Source organism: Streptomyces sp. NPDC030021, from assembly GCF_055574035.1.
Window position 1 is genome coordinate 381,375 of sequence record NZ_JBVIAH010000006.1, and the last position, 17,052, is coordinate 398,426.

The 17,052-nt window shown below is 73.7% G+C and carries 12 protein-coding genes; 4 read left to right on the forward strand and 8 right to left on the reverse strand.

Features of this window, described 5'->3' with window-relative positions:
* Positions 1 to 76: 76 nt before the first annotated feature.
* Positions 77 to 1,228 (reverse strand): acyl-CoA dehydrogenase family protein, encoded by a 1,152-nt coding sequence (locus ACZ4YL_RS15090; RefSeq protein WP_468116733.1) that lies wholly within the window; start codon positions 1,226 to 1,228, stop codon positions 77 to 79.
* 77 nt (positions 1,229 to 1,305) lie between these two features.
* Here ACZ4YL_RS15090 and ACZ4YL_RS15095 point away from each other — a divergent pair, with 77 nt between their 5' ends.
* The 4 genes from ACZ4YL_RS15095 (at position 1,306) to ACZ4YL_RS15110 (ending at position 7,180) form a co-directional block, all read left to right on the forward strand.
* Complete coding sequence (locus ACZ4YL_RS15095; RefSeq protein WP_468116735.1) at positions 1,306 to 1,944, forward strand: TetR/AcrR family transcriptional regulator; 639 nt, start codon at positions 1,306 to 1,308, stop codon at positions 1,942 to 1,944.
* A 106-nt stretch (positions 1,945 to 2,050) separates the two neighbouring features.
* Positions 2,051 to 2,863: an SDR family oxidoreductase gene (locus ACZ4YL_RS15100; protein ID WP_468116737.1), complete on the forward strand. Its 813-nt coding sequence runs from the start codon at positions 2,051 to 2,053 to the stop codon at positions 2,861 to 2,863.
* 65 nt (positions 2,864 to 2,928) lie between these two features.
* The gene (locus ACZ4YL_RS15105) at positions 2,929 to 5,898 is read left to right on the forward strand and encodes a BTAD domain-containing putative transcriptional regulator (protein ID WP_468116738.1); all 2,970 of its coding nucleotides are present in this window, start codon (positions 2,929 to 2,931) and stop codon (positions 5,896 to 5,898) included.
* A 34-nt stretch (positions 5,899 to 5,932) separates the two neighbouring features.
* Positions 5,933 to 7,180, forward strand: a complete 1,248-nt coding sequence (locus ACZ4YL_RS15110) for an FAD-dependent monooxygenase (protein WP_468116739.1) — start codon at positions 5,933 to 5,935, stop codon at positions 7,178 to 7,180.
* Between the two features lie 28 nt (positions 7,181 to 7,208).
* Here ACZ4YL_RS15110 and ACZ4YL_RS15115 read toward each other — a convergent pair whose 3' ends face one another.
* The 7 genes from ACZ4YL_RS15115 to ACZ4YL_RS15145 all read right to left on the reverse strand — a co-directional run bounded on the left by ACZ4YL_RS15115 (position 7,209) and on the right by ACZ4YL_RS15145 (position 17,012).
* A complete protein-coding gene (locus ACZ4YL_RS15115; protein ID WP_468116794.1) occupies positions 7,209 to 8,294 on the reverse strand; it encodes a Zn-dependent alcohol dehydrogenase in 1,086 nt (361 codons plus the stop codon).
* Positions 8,295 to 8,376: 82 nt separating this feature from the next.
* The gene (locus tag ACZ4YL_RS15120) at positions 8,377 to 9,789 is read right to left on the reverse strand and encodes an aldehyde dehydrogenase family protein (protein WP_468116741.1); all 1,413 of its coding nucleotides are present in this window, start codon (positions 9,787 to 9,789) and stop codon (positions 8,377 to 8,379) included.
* A 98-nt stretch (positions 9,790 to 9,887) separates the two neighbouring features.
* Entirely contained in the window at positions 9,888 to 11,372 is a 1,485-nt protein-coding gene (locus ACZ4YL_RS15125) for a CitMHS family transporter (RefSeq protein ID WP_468116742.1), read from the reverse strand.
* A gap of 73 nt (positions 11,373 to 11,445) precedes the next feature.
* The gene (locus tag ACZ4YL_RS15130) at positions 11,446 to 13,644 is read right to left on the reverse strand and encodes a molybdopterin oxidoreductase family protein (RefSeq protein WP_468116743.1); all 2,199 of its coding nucleotides are present in this window, start codon (positions 13,642 to 13,644) and stop codon (positions 11,446 to 11,448) included.
* Between the two features lie 188 nt (positions 13,645 to 13,832).
* Entirely contained in the window at positions 13,833 to 14,453 is a 621-nt protein-coding gene (locus tag ACZ4YL_RS15135; RefSeq protein WP_468116795.1) for a TetR/AcrR family transcriptional regulator, read from the reverse strand.
* Positions 14,454 to 14,488: 35 nt separating this feature from the next.
* Entirely contained in the window at positions 14,489 to 15,853 is a 1,365-nt protein-coding gene (locus tag ACZ4YL_RS15140; RefSeq protein ID WP_468116745.1) for a hypothetical protein, read from the reverse strand.
* A 343-nt stretch (positions 15,854 to 16,196) separates the two neighbouring features.
* Positions 16,197 to 17,012, reverse strand: coding sequence for a cupredoxin domain-containing protein (locus ACZ4YL_RS15145; protein ID WP_468116797.1), 816 nt, complete (start codon positions 17,010 to 17,012; stop codon positions 16,197 to 16,199).
* Positions 17,013 to 17,052: the final 40 nt, after the last annotated feature.

The window sequence follows — 17,052 nt, forward strand, 5'->3', positions numbered from 1 at the left end:
CCGGCCCCGGAATGCCTGAGAAGGCGCGAGAAGACGCGAGAAGGCCTGAGCAGGCATCGGAAGGCGTCGGAAGGACTCAGAAGGCGGAAACCCCGGTGCGGGCGCGGCCGATGAGCAGCTTCTGGATCTGGCTCGTGCCCTCGTACAGGGTCATCACACGGGCGTCGCGCAGCAGTTTGCCCGCCGGGTACTCGTCGATGTAGCCGTACCCGCCGTGCACCTGGAGGGCGTTGCTCGCGGCGCGCACGGCGGCCTCGGAGGCGAAGAGCTTGGCGGTGGAGGACTCGGTGGCGAAGGGCTGCCCGCGGTCGATGAGGTCGGCCACCCGCCAGGTCAGCAGGCGGGCGGCGTCCACGTCGACCGAGATGTCGGCGATGAGCTCCTGCACCAGCTGGTGGTGGGCTATGGGCCGGCCGAACTGCTCGCGCTGGGCGGCGTACGAGACGGCGGCGTCCAGGGCCGCCTGCGCGATGCCGACGCAGCCGGCGGCGACCGACATCCGGCCCTTGGCGAGGGCGGACATGGCGACCGAGAAGCCCTTGCCCTCGGGGCCGAGCATCGCGGAGGCGGGCACGCGGACGCCGTCGAGGACCAGCTCGGCGGTGGCCTGGCCGCGCAGGCCGAGTTTGCCGTGGATCTCGCGGCGGGTCAGGCCCGGGGTGTCGGTGGGGACGAGGAAGGCGGAGACCCCGCGGTGGCCGGGCTCGTCGCCGGTGCGGGCGAAGAGCAGCACCACGTCGGCCCAGGTGCCGTTGGTGATGAACATCTTGCTGCCGTCGAGGACGTACGCGTCACCCGTACGCACGGCGCGGGTGGTGAGGCTGCCCGCGTCGGAGCCGGTGCCGGGCTCGGTCAGGCCGAAGCAGCCGAGCGCGTCGCCGGAGCACAGGCGGGGCAGCCAGGCGCGCTTCTGCTCCTCGGTGCCCCAGGCGGCGATGGTCTTGGCGACCAGGCCGAGCGAGACGGAGACGATCCCGCGCACGGCGGAGTCGCCGCGTCCGAGTTCCTCGGTGACCAGCACGTAGGCGAGGTGGTCACCGCCGGAGCCGCCGTACTCCTCGGGGACGGTCAGGCCGAGGAAGCCGAGCGCGCCCAGCTTCTTCACGATGGCCCGGTCCACGCTCTCGGCGCGGTCCCACGCGGCGGCGTACGGGACGACCTCGCGCTCGGTAAACTCGCGGGCGAGCCTGCGGACGGCGGTCTGCTCCTCGCTCAGCTCCAGATTCACCGGGCACCTCCGGGGCGGGACCGGCGCCTTTAACTAGCACCGGTAGTTTATGGCGGGCAGGCCCTACTATGTGGCGCATGGCCAGACCGCGCAAGCCCCTCCTCAGCCGGGACCGCATCGTCGAGGCGGCCGGCGCCCTGGTGGACGCGGAGGGGCTGGAGGCGGTGTCGACGCGACGGCTGGCCGCCGCGCTCGGGGTCAGCGGGCCCTCGCTCTACAACCATTTCCGCACCAAGGACGAGATCCTGGACGCGGTGGCGGACGCGGTGAGCGCGCGGGTGGACCTGTCGATGTTCGACGGCGGCCAGGACTGGCGGGCGGCTCTGCACGCGTGGGCGCACTCGTACCGGGACGCCCTGGCGGACCACCCGAACATCGTGCCGGTACTGGCGCGCGGGCCGGGCCGCCGGCCGGCCGGGCTGCGGCTGGCGGACGCGGTGTTCGGAGCGATGACGGCGGCGGGCTGGCCGGCGGCGCAGGCGACCCGGATCGGCGCGCTGATGCGGTACTTCATCCTGGGCTCGGCGGTGGCCTCCTTCGCCGGGGGTTTCGTGGACGACCGCACGGCGTACGACCCGGCGGACTACCCGCACCTGGGCCAGGCCCACCTGCTGGCGGAGCGCGGGCGCGAGGTGGACGAGGGCGCCTTCGAGACGGGCCTGGCGGCGCTGCTGGACGGACTGGCCCTCCAGTACGAGGCGTTGCCCGCCTCCTGAACGGGCATCCGGTGAGCCGGCGGTGAGCGCGCGGTGAGTCGCCGCGGTGAGTCTTGCCCCATCGCCGGATCCACCGAGGACCGGCCGCCGAGCAAGGGGTAGGACCATGGGGATGCACACGGGCACGGGCATTGGCGCCGGCACGGGCACGGGCACGCTGAACGGCAAGACGGCACTGGTGACGGGCGGTTCGCGCGGGATCGGCCGGGCGGTCGCGCTGCGGCTCGCGGCCGAGGGCGCTCTCGTCGCCGTCCACCACGGCGGCAACGAGGCCGCGGCCGGCGAGACCGTGGCGCGGATCGAGGCGGCGGGCGGCCGGGCGTTCGCCGTCGCGGCACGGTTCGGCGAGGACGGCGCCGTGGACCGGCTGTTCGAGGGCCTGACCGCGGGACTGGCGGGGCGCGGGCTGGACATCCTGGTCAACAATGCGGGCATCAGCTCCGGCAACCCGATCGCGCACGTCACCCCCGAGGAGCTCGACCGGCTGCTCGCCGTGAACGTCAGCACGCCGTTCTTCGTGGTCCAGCGCGCGCTGGGGCTGCTGAACGACGGCGGCCGCATCGTCAACATGGGTTCGACGGCCAGCCGGTTCGCCGTCTCCACGCAGATCGGCTACACCATCAGCAAGGCGGCTCTGGAGTCGATGACCCCGTCGCTGGCCAACGAGCTCGGCAGCCGCGGCATCACGGTGAACACCGTCGCACCCGGCGCCGTGCGGACCGACATGACCGCCGGCTACACCGCCGTCCCCGAGGTGGTCGCCGGGCTGGAATCGATCACGGCGCTCGGCCGGCTCGGCGAGCCCGAGGACGTCGCCGATGTCGTCGGCTTCCTGGCGGGCCCGCAGGGCCGGTGGGTGACCGGCCAGACGATCGACGTCTCGGGCGGGACGTACCTCGGCCCGATCGTCCCCGCCTGATCGACCGATCGACCGATCGATGAATCGAACGATCAACTGATCGACTCCGGTGGATAATTACCGGCATGCTGTTCGGAATCCTCGGTGAGACCCGGGCGTGGCACGACGACGGGGCCGAGGTTCCGCTGGGCGGACCGGCCCGCCGCGCCCTGCTGGCCCTGCTGCTGACCCACGTGGGAGAGGCCGTGTCGGCGGACCGGCTGGCCGACGCCGTCGACCCGGACGGGACCCTTTCGGCCCACGCCCTGCAGTCCCAGGTGTCCCGGCTGCGCAAGGCCCTCGGTCCGGGGGCCGCGATCGAGCAGGCCGGCGCCGGCTATCGGATCGTGGTTCCGCAGGACGACGTGGACGCCTGCCGGTTCGAGCGGCTGGCCCAGGAGGGCCGGGCCGCGCTGCGGGCCGGCGACGCCGAGCGGGCCGTCACGCTGCTGCGCGACGCGCTGGCGCTGTGGCGGGGCCCCGCCCTGGCCGGCCTCGCCGAGAGCGCCCGACCTGCCGCGGCGCGTCTGGAAGAGCGCCGACTGGGGGCGCTCGAAGACCGGATCGAGGCCGAGTGCCTGCTCGGCGGCCGCCCCGGCGTCGTGCCCGAGCTGCGTGAGCTGGTCGGCCGCCATCCGCTGCGGGAACGGCTGGCGGGGCTGCTGATCCGGGCGCTGTTCGCCGAGGGGGGCCCGGCCGCCGCGCTGGTGGCGTACGAGGAGACCCGGCGGCATCTGGCCGATGAACTGGGCGCCGACCCCTCCCCCGAACTGACGGCACTGCACAAGGAGTTGCTGAGCGTCGATCCGGGACCGGCACCCGCGGCGCCGCCCGCGCAGCTGACGGTGTTCGTCGGCCGCGCCGGCGAGGTGGCCGAGGTCGCGGGGCGGCTTCGGGTGGCCCGGCTGGTCACGCTGACCGGGCCCGGCGGCGTCGGCAAGACGCGGCTGTCCGTGGAGGTCGCGGAGGCCGTCGGCACCGGACCCGGGGCCGACGAGGTGTGCTTCGTGGAGCTGGCCCCGCTGCGCGACGGCGCCGGTCTGCCACAGGCGCTGTTGAGCGCGCTCGGCCTGCGCGCCACCGGGCTGAGCATGGGCGACGGCGGGCAGACGCCGGTCGACCGCCTGATCGCGGCACTGGCGGACCGGATGCTCCTGCTCGTCCTGGACAACTGCGAGCACGTCGTCGACGAGATCGCGGCGCTGGCGGCGCGGCTGCTGGCGGCCTGCCCGCGGCTGCGGGTCCTGGCGACGAGCCGGGAGCCGCTCGGCATCATCGGCGAGAGCCTCTGGCCCGTGCGACCGCTCGACGGTGACGCGGCGGTACGGCTCTTCGTCGAGCGGGCCGGCGCCGTACGGCCCGGATTCACCGCCGATCCCGAGGTGGTCCGGCGGATCTGTGCGGCCCTCGACGATCTTCCCCTGGCCATCGAGCTCGCGGCGGCGCGCATCCGCACGCTGGACGTCGACGAACTCGCGGGACGGCTGGACGACCGGCTCGGGGTCGCGGCCCGCGGCAGCCGAGGCTCCGACGAGCGCCACCGGACCCTGCGCTCGGTCGTCGCGTGGAGCTGGGAGCTGCTCTCCGGGCCGGAGCAGCGGGCCGCACGACGGTTCACGGTCTTTGCCGGCGGCGCGACGGCCGAGTCGGCGATGCGGGTGTGCGACACCGACGGCGAGACGCTCGAAGCGCTCGTCGACAAATCGCTTCTGGAGTTCGCGGGCGGCCGCTACCGGATGCTGGAGACGATCGGCGCCTACGGCGGAGAACGGCTGGACGAGGCGGGCGAACGCGATGCGGTACGGCGCGCCCACGCCCGGCGGTTCCTGGAGCTGGCGCGGACCGCCGACCCTCATCTGCGGCGGGCCGAGCAGTTGGAGTGGCTGCCGCGCCTGACCGCCGAGCACGGGAACCTCCTGGCGGCCCTGCGCTGGGCGGTCGAGTCGCCGGACGCGGAGACCGGCCTCGAACTGGTCGCCGCGGCCTCGCACTACCTGTGGATCCGGGGCATATCCGCCTCCGTGGCACCTCAGGCGATCACGCTCCTGGACACGATGGGCCCGGTACCGGGCGGGGCGATCGGCGAGGCGATGGGCGAGGTGGTCGGCGGTGGGGCGGCCGAGGCCCCGCCGTGGGGCGGGTTCGGCGAGGAGTACGTCCTGTGCGTGCTGCTGGCGGCGTCCGGCGCGGCCGGGCGCCCGGTGTGGCGGCGGCACCGGGCGGCGGCCGGGCGGGCGCTGGCCGCCGCGTGGTCGGGCGCCCGCCCCGGTCGCTACCCCGTCGGCCTGTTCCTGTGGATGATGCGGAACGCGGGCGAGGCCGACGCGCAGGGCGCCTTCGCGCTCGTCTCGGCCCAGCGCGACTGCCCCGAGCCATGGGCGCGGGCCGCCGCCCGGTACGTGTCCGGCTTCGGGCCCCTGGGTGAGGGGGACACCACCCTGGCCGAGGAGACCTTCGGCGGCGCCGCCCGGGGGTTCCGCGAGCTCGGTGACCGCTGGGGCACCGCCCTGGTCCTGGACACCCTCGCCGGCCTGGCGGGCGGGCGCGGCGACCACGTACGGGCCGTCGCGCTCACCGACGAGGCCCTCGCGCTCACCGAACAGCTCGGCGCCCTGGACGACAGGGCCGACCTGCTGGTCAACCGGGCCGACCACCGCGTCGGCGAGAACCCGGCCTCGGCCCGCGCCGACTACGCGGAGGCCGCCGCGCTCGCCCGCCGCGCCGGCAGTGCCACCGGCCTCGCGGCGGCGCTGCGCGGACTGGCCGACATGGCCCTGCTGGACGGGGACCCGGCCGGCGCGGAGCGGCTGTACGAGGAGGCTCTGGAGCGGGCCGACCCGCACTGGGTCAAGAGCGTCGGCACCCGGGTCCGTACGCTCGCCGGCCTCGGCCGCGTCGCCGAGGCGCGCGGCGACGGTGCGACGGCCCGGACCCGCTACCGGGAGGCCGCCGAGGCCGCTGCGCGGACGGGGGCCGAGACTCCGGAAGCGCTCCGCCTGCTGGGCCTGCCCGCGAGCGTGGCCGAACGCGTCGTCGCGGCGGTGAGCGCGCGGTGAGCCCGTGGTGAGCGCCGCCGTGGAAGCTCACCGCATGAACACCACAGAGACGAAGAACATCAGCGTACTGATCTCCGGCGCCTCCGTCGCCGGCCCCGCGCTCGCCCACTGGCTCCACCGGTACGGCTTCACCACCACGGTCGTGGAACGCGCGCCCGCCCTCCGCGACGGGGGCTACGCCGTCGACTTCCGCGGCGAGGCCCACCTGTCCGTCCTCCGTGGCATGGGCATCCTGGAGGCGGTCGAACAGGCCCGGACCGGCATGGGCTCCATGGCGTACGTCAACAAGGCCGGAAAGCCGCAGGCGAAGCTGCCCGCCGATCTGTTCGCGGGAGACGTCGAGATCCTCCGCGGCGACCTGGCGCGGATCCTCTACGAAGCGACCGCCCCGCACACCGAGTACGTCTTCGGGGATTCCGTGACCTCGCTCACCGAGGACGCCGAGGGCGTGACCGTCACCTTCGAGCGTGGCGCGCCGCGCCGGTTCGACCTGGTGATCGGCGCGGACGGGATGCACTCCACCACCCGCCGCCTGGCGTTCGGCCCGGAGGAGCGGTTCGTACGGCACCTCGGTGTCCACTGCGCGATCTTCACCACGGCCAACCGGCTCGGGCTCGACCACACCGGACACGCCTACCGCACCGCGGGCAGGCTCGTCGCGATGTACAGCGCCCGCCACAACGCCGAGGCCAAGGCCGTCTTCTACTTCGCCTCCCCGCTCCTGGACCTCGACCGGCGCGAGGTCGCGCGGCAACAGGCCGTCCTCGCCGAGCAGTTCGCGGGCAACGGGTGGGAGAGCGACCGGCTGCTGGAGGACATGCGGTACGCGCCCGACTTCTACTTCGACTCGGTCGGGCAGGTCCGTATGGACTCCTGGAGCCGCGGCCGGGTCGCCCTGCTCGGCGACGCCGCCTACTGCCCCTCGTCCCTGTCCGGCATGGGTACGGGACTCGCCCTGGTCGGCGCGTACGTGCTGGCCGGCGAGCTGGCCGCGGCACGCGGAGACCACCGTGGCGCCTTCGCCCGCTACGAGGCCGAACTGCGGGAGTACGCGGCGGGCTGCCAGAAGATGGGCGACGGCGTCGCCAGGCTCATGGTTCCCGGGAGCCGCCTGACGGCCACGCTCCTCAACCGCTACTACAAGGTCATGCCGTATCTGCCGGGCAAGGACATGGCGGCCAGGATCGCCCGTAGGACCGCCGAGAACATCACGTTGCGGGACTACAGCGCGTGGGACCGGCTCGGGCCGCGCGACCCCGCCCTCCCGGTGGCGGGCGGGTGAGCGCTCCGTGGCGGCGCCGCGCGGTGCCCTACGGCTGGAAGACGACCAGGGAGCGGCCGCCCTTGCCCGCCAGCATGGCGTCGAAGGCGGCCGGAATGCCGTCGAGCGTGATGCGGTCGGTGACCAGGGCGCCGAGGTCGAGGCGGCCCGCGCGGACGTGCTCGGCGATCACCGGGAGGTCGCGGGCCGGGTCGCTGTTGCCGTAGACGCAGCCGGTGAGGGTGCGGGCGAAGTGGAAGATCTCCATGGAGTGGAAGGTGACCCGCTGCTCCTTGCCGCCGATGCCGACGACCGTGGTGCGGCCGCCGCGCCGGGTCGACTCCCAGGCGCCCCGGATGGTCTCGGCCCGGCCGACACACTCGACGGCGACGTCGGCGCCCTGACCGCCGGTCAGCGCGCGGATCTGCTGGGCGGTGGTGTCGGAGGCCAGCACGAACTCGGTGGCCCCGGCCGCGCGGGCCAGTTCCTCCTTGGCCGGGGACACGTCGACGGCGATGACCGGGCCGGCCTGCGCGATCCGGGCGGCCTGGAGGGCCACCAGGCCGACCCCGCCGGCTCCGAAGACGGCCACCGACTCGCCCGGGCGGACCTGGGCGCTGTGGTGGACGGCCCCGTAGCCGGTGAGGACGGCGCAGCCCAGGAGGGCGGCCTCGGCGAGCGGGATCCCGGCGGGGGCGGGCAGCACACAGTTGGCCGCGACGAGGGTCTCCTCGGCGAAGGCGGCCACGTTCAGCCCGGGGTGCAGCGGGGTGCCCTGCGCGTCGTGCGCGTAGACGGCCCCGACCCCGGTGAGCGCCGTGGCGCAGAGCCAGACCTCACCGATCGTGCAGTGGTGGCACTCTCCGCAGGACGGGGCCCAGTTGAGCACCACGCCGTCACCGGGGGCGACGTGGGTGACGCCCTCCCCCACCGCGAGGACCGTGCCCGCGCCCTCGTGGCCGAGGACGGCGGGCACGGGAACCCGCATGGTGCCATTGCTGAGGGACAGGTCGGAGTGGCAGACGCCGGCGGCGGCGAGCCGCACCCGGACCTGCCCAGGGCCGGGATCCGGCAGCACGATGTCCCGTATCTCCAGCGGGGCTCCGACGGCGGGCAGGACAGCGGCGCGGACCATGGTCGTCATCTCGTCTTTCCGGTGCGGGGCGAGTGCGGCAGCTCGGGCGGGTGCGGCAGCTCTGGCGGGTCGGGCGGTGGGGTCAGAACTGCAGGGACTTGGTCTGGAGGTACTCCGCCAGGCCGTGCGCGCCCAGCTCGCGGCCGACACCCGACTGCTTGTAGCCGCCGAAGGGCGCGAGCACGTTGAAGCGGCCGCCGTTGATGTCCACCTGCCCGGTGTCCATCCGGCGCGCGAAGGCCACCGCCGTCGCGTCGTCGGCGGCCCAGACGGCGCCGCCCAGGCCGTAGACGGTGCCGTTGGCGATGCTGAGAGCCTCCTCCTCCTCCTCGTAGCGGAGGATCGACAGCACCGGGCCGAAGATCTCCTCCTGGGCGATGGTCATGTCGGGCGTGACGTCGGCGAACACCGTCGGCGCCACGAAGTACCCCTGCTCCAGCGGCGCGTCGGGCCCGCCGGCGACAAGGCGCGCGCCTTCCTCCAGGCCCTTGGTGATGAAACCGCGGACGCGCTCGTGCTGCTTGGCGTTGACGACCGGGCCGACGCGGACACCGGCCTCGCGGGGGTCGCCGGTGGGGTAGTCGGCGACGGCGGCGGCCGCGAGCGAGACGGCCTCCTCGTAGTGGTCCCGGTGGACGAGCATCCGGGTCAGCGCGTTGCAGCTCTGGCCGCTGTTGTTCATGACGTGCCCGACGCCTGCCGCGACGGCCTTGACCAGGTCGGCCCCGGGCAGGATGACATTGGCCGATTTGCCGCCCAGTTCGAGCGCGACCCGCTTGACGGCGGCCCCGGCCGTGGCGCCGATCTGCTTGCCGACCGCGGTCGAGCCGGTGAAGGAGACGAGGTCGACTCCCTCGTGCGCGGCGAGGGCCTGGCCGGCGACCGGACCGGTACCGGTCACCAGGTTGAAGACTCCGGCCGGGATGCCCACCTCGTGCACGGCTTCGGCGAAGAGCTGTGCGGTCAGCGGGGTGTCCTCGGCCGGCTTGAGGACGAGGGTGCAGCCGGCGGCGAGAGCGGGCGCCACCTTTGCAACGACCTGGTGCAGCGGATAGTTCCAGGGCGTGATGGCCGCGACCACCCCGATCGGCTCCAGCAGCACGGTGGAGTTCCCGACCCGCTCCTCGAAGGCGTACGAGGAGGCGAGTTCGGCGTAGGAGGTGGCCACGGCGATCGGCGCTCCGACGTGGACCGCCTTCGAGAAGCCGAGCGGGGACCCGAGCTCGGCGGTGATGGTCTCGGTCAGCTCGCCCGTGCGGGCCAGCAGTGCGTCGCGGAGCGCGCCGATCAGGGCGGCCCGTTCGGCCGGGGCCGTGGCTGCCCAGCCGGGGAGGGCCGCACGGGCCGCGCGTACGGCCGCGTCCACATCCTCTTCGGCACCGGCCGGGACCTGGGCGATGACCTGGCCGTCGGCCGGGTTCACGACCTCGATCAGATCGCTGCCGACGGCGGGCCGCCACGCGCCGTCGATGTACATCCCGTCGTGGGCCTTCATGGCATTCCTCCCGAGCACGCACGAGCGCGTAGATCCGACCTCGCGAACACCCTACAAACTAGCGCCGGTAGTTTTTACCGGCCAGAGGGCACCGGATTTCAGATGATGCCGAAAAGCATCCCTGCCGCGAGGACCACGAGTGAGGTCAGGGCCGCCCATTTCACGGTGAATCGGGTGTGGTCGCCGAACTCGACCTTGGCCATGCCGACGAGGACGTAGACGGCCGGAACCAGTGGGCTCGACATGTGCAGGGCCTGGCCGACGAGGGAGGCACGGGCGATCTCGAGCGGGGAGACCCCGTGGGCGGCGCCGGCCTCGGCCAGGACGGGCAGGACGCCGAAGTAGAAGCCGTCGTTGGACATGAAGTAGGTGAGCGGCAGGCTGAGCAGGCCGGTGACCAGTGCCATGTGCGGGCCCATGCCCTCGGGGATGGCGCCGACGAGCCAGTCGGCCATGTGCTTGACCATTCCGGTGCCGGTGAGGACCCCGGTGAAGACGGCGGCGGCGAAGACCATGCCGGCGACGTTCAGGACGTTGTCGGCATGGGCGGCGATCCGGGCCTTCTGGTCGGGCATGTGCGGGAAGTTGACGGTGAGGGCGAGGGCGGCGCCGAGCAGGAACAGCACCGGGATGGGCAGCAGCTCCATGATCATGGCGGTGAGGAGGGCCACGGTGAGGCCGGCGTTGAACCAGTAGAGACGGGGCCGCAGGGTGGGGCGGTCGGGGTCCAGGCCCTGGAAACCGTCCTCCGGCGCGGGGGCGGAACCGTTCCCGTGCGGGGCGCCGGCGGCCGGACCTGCGGTGGAGGCCGCGGAACCCGCGGAATCGGTGGATCCGGCGGCCCCCTCGACGGACGTGGACGTCATCTCGGCGACGGCTGCGACGGCCGCGGCGGACGTGCCGGGCGCGGCCGGGACCAGCTCCGCCTCGGCGGCCTCCGGCGCCGCCGCCTGGCCGGGCAGCACCAGCGTGCCGACCCGGCGGCGCTCCTTCACACCGAGGACGTACGCCAGGACGAAAACGAAGAGCAGGCCCACCGCGAGCGCCGGAATCATCGGGACGAAGATGTCGGCGGCGTCGAGCTTGAGGGCGGTGGCGGCGCGCGCGGTCGGACCGCCCCAGGGCAGGGTGTTCATGACGCCGTTGGCCGTGGCCGCGACGCCCGTCATCACCACCAGGCTCAGGCCGAGCCGCTTGTAGAGGGGATACATGGCCGAGACCGTGATCATGAAGGTGGTTGATCCGTCGCCGTCGAGCGACACGATCGCGGCGAGGACGGCGGTGCCGACCACCACCCGCATCGGGTCCGCCTTGCAGAAGCGCAGGATGCCGCGGACGATCGGGTCGAACAGGCCGACGTCGATCATCACGCCGAAGTAGACGATGGCGAACATCAGCATGGCGGCGGTCGGGGCGAGCTTGCCGACGCCTTCGATGACGTAGTCGCCGAGGTGCGCGCCCTTCCCTGCGAACACGCAGAAGAGTGCGGGGATGAGGACGAGCGCCGCGATGGGCGACATTTTCTTCATCATGATCAGGACCAGGAATGTCGCGATCATGGCGAAGCCGAGGAAGGTCAGCATGTGGGGAAGGTAGGTGCCCCCTCGGTGCGCCAACAAGACGTCTGCGCGTGAGCAATACGAGCAAAACCCCAGCTCAGGGCAGTGGTGTGAGCTCGACGGGGAAGCCGTTGAGCACTGCCGTGCCGGACAGCCGGTCCATGCGGGTGCCGTCGAGCAGCTGGTTGACGTTCGCGCCGGGCGCCGCGGCGGCCACCGACAGCCGTGAGCCGGCCCGGTCGTGGCCCCAGCCGTGCGGAAGGCTCACCACGCCGCTGCGGATGGCGTCGGTGACCTCGACGGGCACGTCCAGGCTCCCGCCGTCGGCGGTGATCCTGGCCTGCCCTCCGTCGACGAGGCCGAGCCGGTCCGCGTCCTGCGGATGGACCTGAAGAGTGCAGCGGTTGGAACCTCCGGTGAGGGCCGGGACGTTGTGCAACCAGCTGTTGTTGGACCGCAGATGGCGGCGGCCCACGAGCACCAGGGCGGCGGGGCGGTCGGCGAGCGCCCCGCGCAGCCTGGGGAGCTCGGCCGCGATCGGGTCCGGGAGCAGCTCGATCCTGCCGCTGCGGGTCTTCAGCACGCCCGGGAGCCGGGACCGCAGCGGGCCGAGGTCGATGCCGTGCGGCGCCTGCCGCAGGTCGTCGAGCGTCAGGTTGTACGGGCCGGTGCGCAGCATCAGGTCGAGGCGCCGCTCGGGGCCGGTGCGGCCGGTCAGCCGGCGGGCCAGCTCCTGCGGGTCGCCGCCGTGGAGCGGTGAGTGGGGATCGGTGACGGCCCGGGCAAGGCTGTCGGCGATGACGCGCTCGTCGACGGCCCCCGGCGGCGCTCCGTGCAGCCCGGAGACCGCGAGGATCAGGCGCGCGTGGATCTCGCACTCGTCCATGCGCCCGTCCGCGAGCGGGAGGGCGGCGGGCGAATAGCGGGCTTGGTTGCGCACGGCGAACCCGTTGAACGCGAAGTCGAAGTGCGCGCTCTGGGAGGGCGGCGGCGGTGGCAGGACGACGTGGGCGTGGCGCGAGGTCTCGTTCAGGTAGGGGTCGACCGAGACCATGAAGTCCAGCCCGGCCAGCGCCCGGTCCAGCCGATCGCCGTCGGGTGCGGACAGGACCGGGTTGGCGGCGATGGCCAGCAGGACCCGGATCCGCCCGTCACCCGGGGTCTCGATCTCCTCCGCGAGGGCGGCCATGGGCAGTTCGCCCTTGGCCTCCGGGTGGCCGGCGACCCGGCTCGACCAGCGCCCGAGGGCGAACCCCTTGCCCGGGCCCGCAGGGCGGCCCGCGGGGGCCGTCGCGGAGAGCGGGAAGAGGGCTCCGCCCGGCCGGTCGAGGTTGCCGGTGAGGATGTTCAGTACGTCGACCAGCCAGCTCGCGAGCGTGCCGAACTCGACGGTGCAGCTGCCGATGCGGGCGTAGACGGCGGCGGTGGGTGCGGCCGCGAGCTCGCGGGCGAGGGTGCGGATCTCGGCAGCGGTGAGGTCGCATGCGGGTGCGACGGCCTCAGGAGTGAAACTCCCGAGCGCGGCGCCGAGTTCCCCGATGCCGTCACAGTGTTCCTCCAGCGCTCCGGGGTCGGCGAGCTTCTCCTCGATCAGGGTGTGCGCGAGGCCGGCAAGCAGCAGCGCGTCGCTGCCGGGGCGAGGCGCGAGGTGGCGGTCGGCGAGCGCGGCGGTGCGCGTACGGCGCGGGTCGACGACGACCAGGGTGCCGCCGCGGGCGCGCAGGGCCTTGAGCCGGCCCGGGAAGTCGGGGGCGGTGCACAGGGAGCCGTTGGACTCGACCGGGTTCGCGCCCAGGAGCAGCAGGAAGTCGGTCCGGTCGAGGTCGGGGACCGGGATGGCGAAGGGGTCGCCGAAGAGCAGCCCGCTGGACACGTGCTTGGGCATCTGGTCGAGGGTGCTGGCGGTGAAGAGGTTGCGGGTGCCGAGGCTCTTGAGGAGCAGGGGCGGGTAGAGGGCGCCGGCCATGGTGTGGACGTTCGGGTTGCCGAGTACGACCCCGGCCGACTGGGCCCCGTACTCCTGGACCAGGCCGGGGACGGCGGCCGCGATGGCCTCGAAGGCCTCCTCCCAGGTGGACTCCCGCAATCGGCCGTCGCGGCGGACGAGGGGACCCCACAGCCGGTCGGGGTCGGAGTCGAGTGCTCCGAACGCAGCCCCCTTGGGGCAGATGAAGCCGCGGCTGAAGACGTCCTCGCGGTCACCACGGGCTCCGGAGACCGCGCCGTCCGCAAGGGTGAGGGTGAGGCCGCAGGTGGCTTCGCAGAGGGGGCAGATACGCAGGGCGGTGCGGGACATGGGCCCTCCAGGGGCGGCGGTCTGCGGCACGGGCACGGGCACACGGAGTGCAACGAGCATACCGACCGGTACGCATGGAGGGGAGAGGTGTGCGGGACCGAGTGGGTACGGGTGACGGCCGGCACCGCTCCCGGGCCCGGCAGAGGCAACGACATCGGCATCGACACCGGAACCGGAGCCGGAAGGGGTCAGTCCAGCACGCGGGCCAGGTACGCGTGCATCATCGCCCGGGTCTCGGCGACGATGCCGGGATCCCCGGCCGGGTCGGCCCGGAAGGCGAGTTGTATCAGCGCGTCCGTGGCCTCGACCGCGACGAGGACGGCCCGCTCCAGGGCGGCGTCCGGGGTCAGGGCGAGATGCGCGGCGAGCAGTTCCGTCAGCCGGTCGGCGACCTGATGGTTGGGATCCGCCTCCGGCCCCTCGGCCGGAGGCGCGGGCACACCGAAGTCGACGAGCGCGAAGCCGGGAACACTGCGCTTCATGGCCAGGTACTCGTCCAGTACCGCGTCCACGACGGGCCGCCAGTGGGTGGCGGGGAGGTCGGCGAGCCGGTCCGCGATGCCGTCGACGTAGCGGTCCAGGTTGCGGTGGGCGAGGGCGATGGCCATGGCCCGCTTGTTGCCGAAGAAGCGGTAGACGGAACCGATCGGCACGCCGGCGCGCAGGGCCACGGCACGGGTGCTGAGGTTCTCGTACCCGGTCTCGTCCAGCAGCTCGGCGCAGGCGTCGAGGATCCGGGCGAGCCGGTCGGCGCTGCGCTGCTGGATCGGCGTTCGGCGCAGGGAGTGGGCGGGAGGCACGTGGTCCATCATGCCGCTCCTCGCTTCTCGGTTCCGTGGGGGGCTCAGTTCAGCAGAAGACTGAGCCCTCCGACGGTGTAAGCGATCATCAGCGCCAGCAGCGGCAGCTGTCCGGCCACCGCCTTCGCGGGCGGGAAGAGCCGCACGGACCGGTCATGGGCCGCGACGACACCGAGGACGTGACCGGTGACGACGGCGATGACCTGGAGAGCGGCGAGGCCGCCGGGACCCAGCGGTGGCACGGGTTCGGGGGCGTTGTCAGTGCCGAGTGCCATGCTTACTGTGCGTGGTCCTTCGACTACCAGGAGGGAGAAGTAGTGGGCGATGAGATAGCCGAGCGCGATCGGTACGAGTGAGTGCGCGAAGGCGGTCAGCGGGCCGGGGTGCGGGCCGCTGACGAGGCGGGTGGCGGCGGCGCAGAGGCAGTAGAGGGTGGCGACGAGGGCGATGGAGCCGAGCAGTCCGAGTGTGGCCGAGGGGATGCGGCCGAGGGGGGAGGTCTGTACGGCGTTGATCCACGAGGGGTTGTCGGAGAAGCCGTCGTAGGCGGTGGAGCCGAGCAGGACGCAGACGGTGGCGACGAGTCCGGGCCGCTCGGGTGTCGCGTCGAGTCCGTGGAAGGGGTTACGGAGAACGAGGCGGCCGTCGCTGCGACGGCCGAGGGGGGCGAGCCGGGCGAAGAGGGCGGAGTACGCCTCGAAGGCGTCGCCGTCGTCGAACCAGCGCTCGCCGAAGCGGGCGGCGAGCAGGAGTTGGGCGGTGGCGTAGGCGGTGACCGCGATCAGGAGGGTGGTGGTGGATGCGGGATCAGGAGCGACGAGTTCGAGCCAGGTGAAGCCGAACAGTCCGGCGGCGGCGGGCCACTGACCGAGCCGGGCGGGGAGGAGGTGGCCGGGGCCGCGGCGGGGCAGGGCGCGGGAGAGCAGACGGTGCAGGGTGCGGAGCGGGTTGAGCAGGCGCCAGACGGGGCCGAGGAGGAGGGAGGCGGGCACGAGTCCGACCCAGAGGAGGACGTAGACGGCGCCGGGAGCGGGGTTGTGCGCGGGGTCGTCGGGACCGAGGAGGAGGTGGAGCAGGACGGCCGCCGCGGCGGCGAGCCCCAGTCCGCGCAGGGCGGTTCGGGTGGCGGGCGCGTCGGCCACCCGCTGGAGGGCGGCGGGCAGGGCGAGGCCCGAGCGCGCTCCGCGGAAGCGGGAGGTGGACCAGAGCAGGCCGAGCGCGAGAAAGGAGACGAACAGCGCGGCGAAGGCACCGGCGAAGGCATAGAAGGGAGAGATCGGCAGATCGTGCTGGGACCCGATCCCGTGCGCGAGCGAGGCGAGCGGATCGGCCGGGTGAAGGACCACGCCCTGGCCGTGGCCCCCCTCGCCGGCGCCCGGGGCGAGATCCGGCCCGAGCGGGCTCACCATCTCCCCGCCCGGGGCGATGTCCCGTCGGCGACACGGCCCGGCCGCCCGGACTCCGGCCCAGGTCCGGACGGCCGGGGCGGGACACCGTTCGGGAACGCGGGCGGGACGCCTGGCCGTGCCGGCCGGGTCGCGGGCCCAGGCACGGGTCCTGGTACAGGTCCAGGGCCCAGTACAGGCCCAGGCCTAGCCGCAAGACCAGGTACGGGTCCAGGCCCAGCCGCAAGACCCGCTGCGGGAACAGGACCCGGTACGGGTGCAGGGCCCGGTGTCGGCTGGGTTGTGGGCCCAGGCGTCGGCCCGAGCTCGGTTCTGGGCAGAGGGCTGGGTTCGGGGCGGGGTGGGGTCATCGGACGAGGAGTTGGGTCAGGACGAGGCTGGACGCGTGGGTCTCGACCTCGAAGAGGCCCGTGCGGTCGGCCGTGAGGATCAGGGTGGCCTCCTGGCCTGCCGGCAGGGCCAGTTCCTTGTCGTAGCCGTGGACGTGCAGGGTGTCCGCGCGGTCGCTCGTGACGCGCAGGGCCACGCGCTCTCCGCGCCGCAGCTCGGTGCGGGCGGGGGCCGGGCTGACCTTGCCGTCCCGGACGGTGATGGTGACCGTGCGGTCGGCCTGCTCCGGCGCCGCGGGCCGGCTCGGCGGCGGCGTGTCCCCGTGGCTGTGGCCGCCCGGCTGGCCCGGGGTGGTGGCGGTGAGCTGTGCCGTGCCCTCGACCGGCTTGCCCGAGACCGCCCAGGCGGTGTGGTCGTCCGCGTAGAGGCGGACGGTCAGGGTGTGCGTGCCCTCGGGGACCTGCGCCGCGGGCAGGTGGAACCAGGGGCCGTACAGCCGGGCCAGCTTGCGTCCGTCGAGCTCCAGATGCGCGTGGCCCGCGCCCGGGAGGGCGGCGCCGCCGGTGCTGTCGGGGGTGAAGCGGTAGTTCGTCACCGCCAGTTGGAGGTTCCAGCCGTCCTCCGAGTCCGGGCGGACGGTCAGCTGGACCTCCGGCGCGCCCTGGGCCGGGACCTCGCGGAGCCGGTGGCCGGCGGCGTCGGTGGCAGTGAGCAGGGTGCCCACGCCGCCGGAGGCCTGCTCGTGGCTGGTGCCGGGCTTGTGGTGGGTGGTGGCCCGCCCGCCGCAGCCCGTCGCCGCGCCGCCCGCGAGGAGCAGGGCGAGGGCGAGCAGGGCCGCGGCGCGGGCGGTCCGGCGGAGCCTGCGGGCCGCG

Coding starts and splice junctions, on each gene's coding strand:
- ACZ4YL_RS15095 (WP_468116735.1), top strand. CDS start 1,306: ATGGCCAGACCGCGCAAGCCCCTCCTCAGCCGGGACCGCATCGTCGAG.
- ACZ4YL_RS15100 (WP_468116737.1), top strand. CDS start 2,051: ATGGGGATGCACACGGGCACGGGCATTGGCGCCGGCACGGGCACGGGC.
- ACZ4YL_RS15105 (WP_468116738.1), top strand. CDS start 2,929: ATGCTGTTCGGAATCCTCGGTGAGACCCGGGCGTGGCACGACGACGGG.
- ACZ4YL_RS15110 (WP_468116739.1), top strand. CDS start 5,933: ATGAACACCACAGAGACGAAGAACATCAGCGTACTGATCTCCGGCGCC.
- ACZ4YL_RS15115 (WP_468116794.1), bottom strand. CDS start 8,294: ATGGTCCGCGCCGCTGTCCTGCCCGCCGTCGGAGCCCCGCTGGAGATA.
- ACZ4YL_RS15120 (WP_468116741.1), bottom strand. CDS start 9,789: ATGAAGGCCCACGACGGGATGTACATCGACGGCGCGTGGCGGCCCGCC.
- ACZ4YL_RS15125 (WP_468116742.1), bottom strand. CDS start 11,372: ATGCTGACCTTCCTCGGCTTCGCCATGATCGCGACATTCCTGGTCCTG.
- ACZ4YL_RS15130 (WP_468116743.1), bottom strand. CDS start 13,644: ATGTCCCGCACCGCCCTGCGTATCTGCCCCCTCTGCGAAGCCACCTGC.
- ACZ4YL_RS15135 (WP_468116795.1), bottom strand. CDS start 14,453: ATGGACCACGTGCCTCCCGCCCACTCCCTGCGCCGAACGCCGATCCAG.
- ACZ4YL_RS15140 (WP_468116745.1), bottom strand. CDS start 15,853: ATGGTGAGCCCGCTCGGGCCGGATCTCGCCCCGGGCGCCGGCGAGGGG.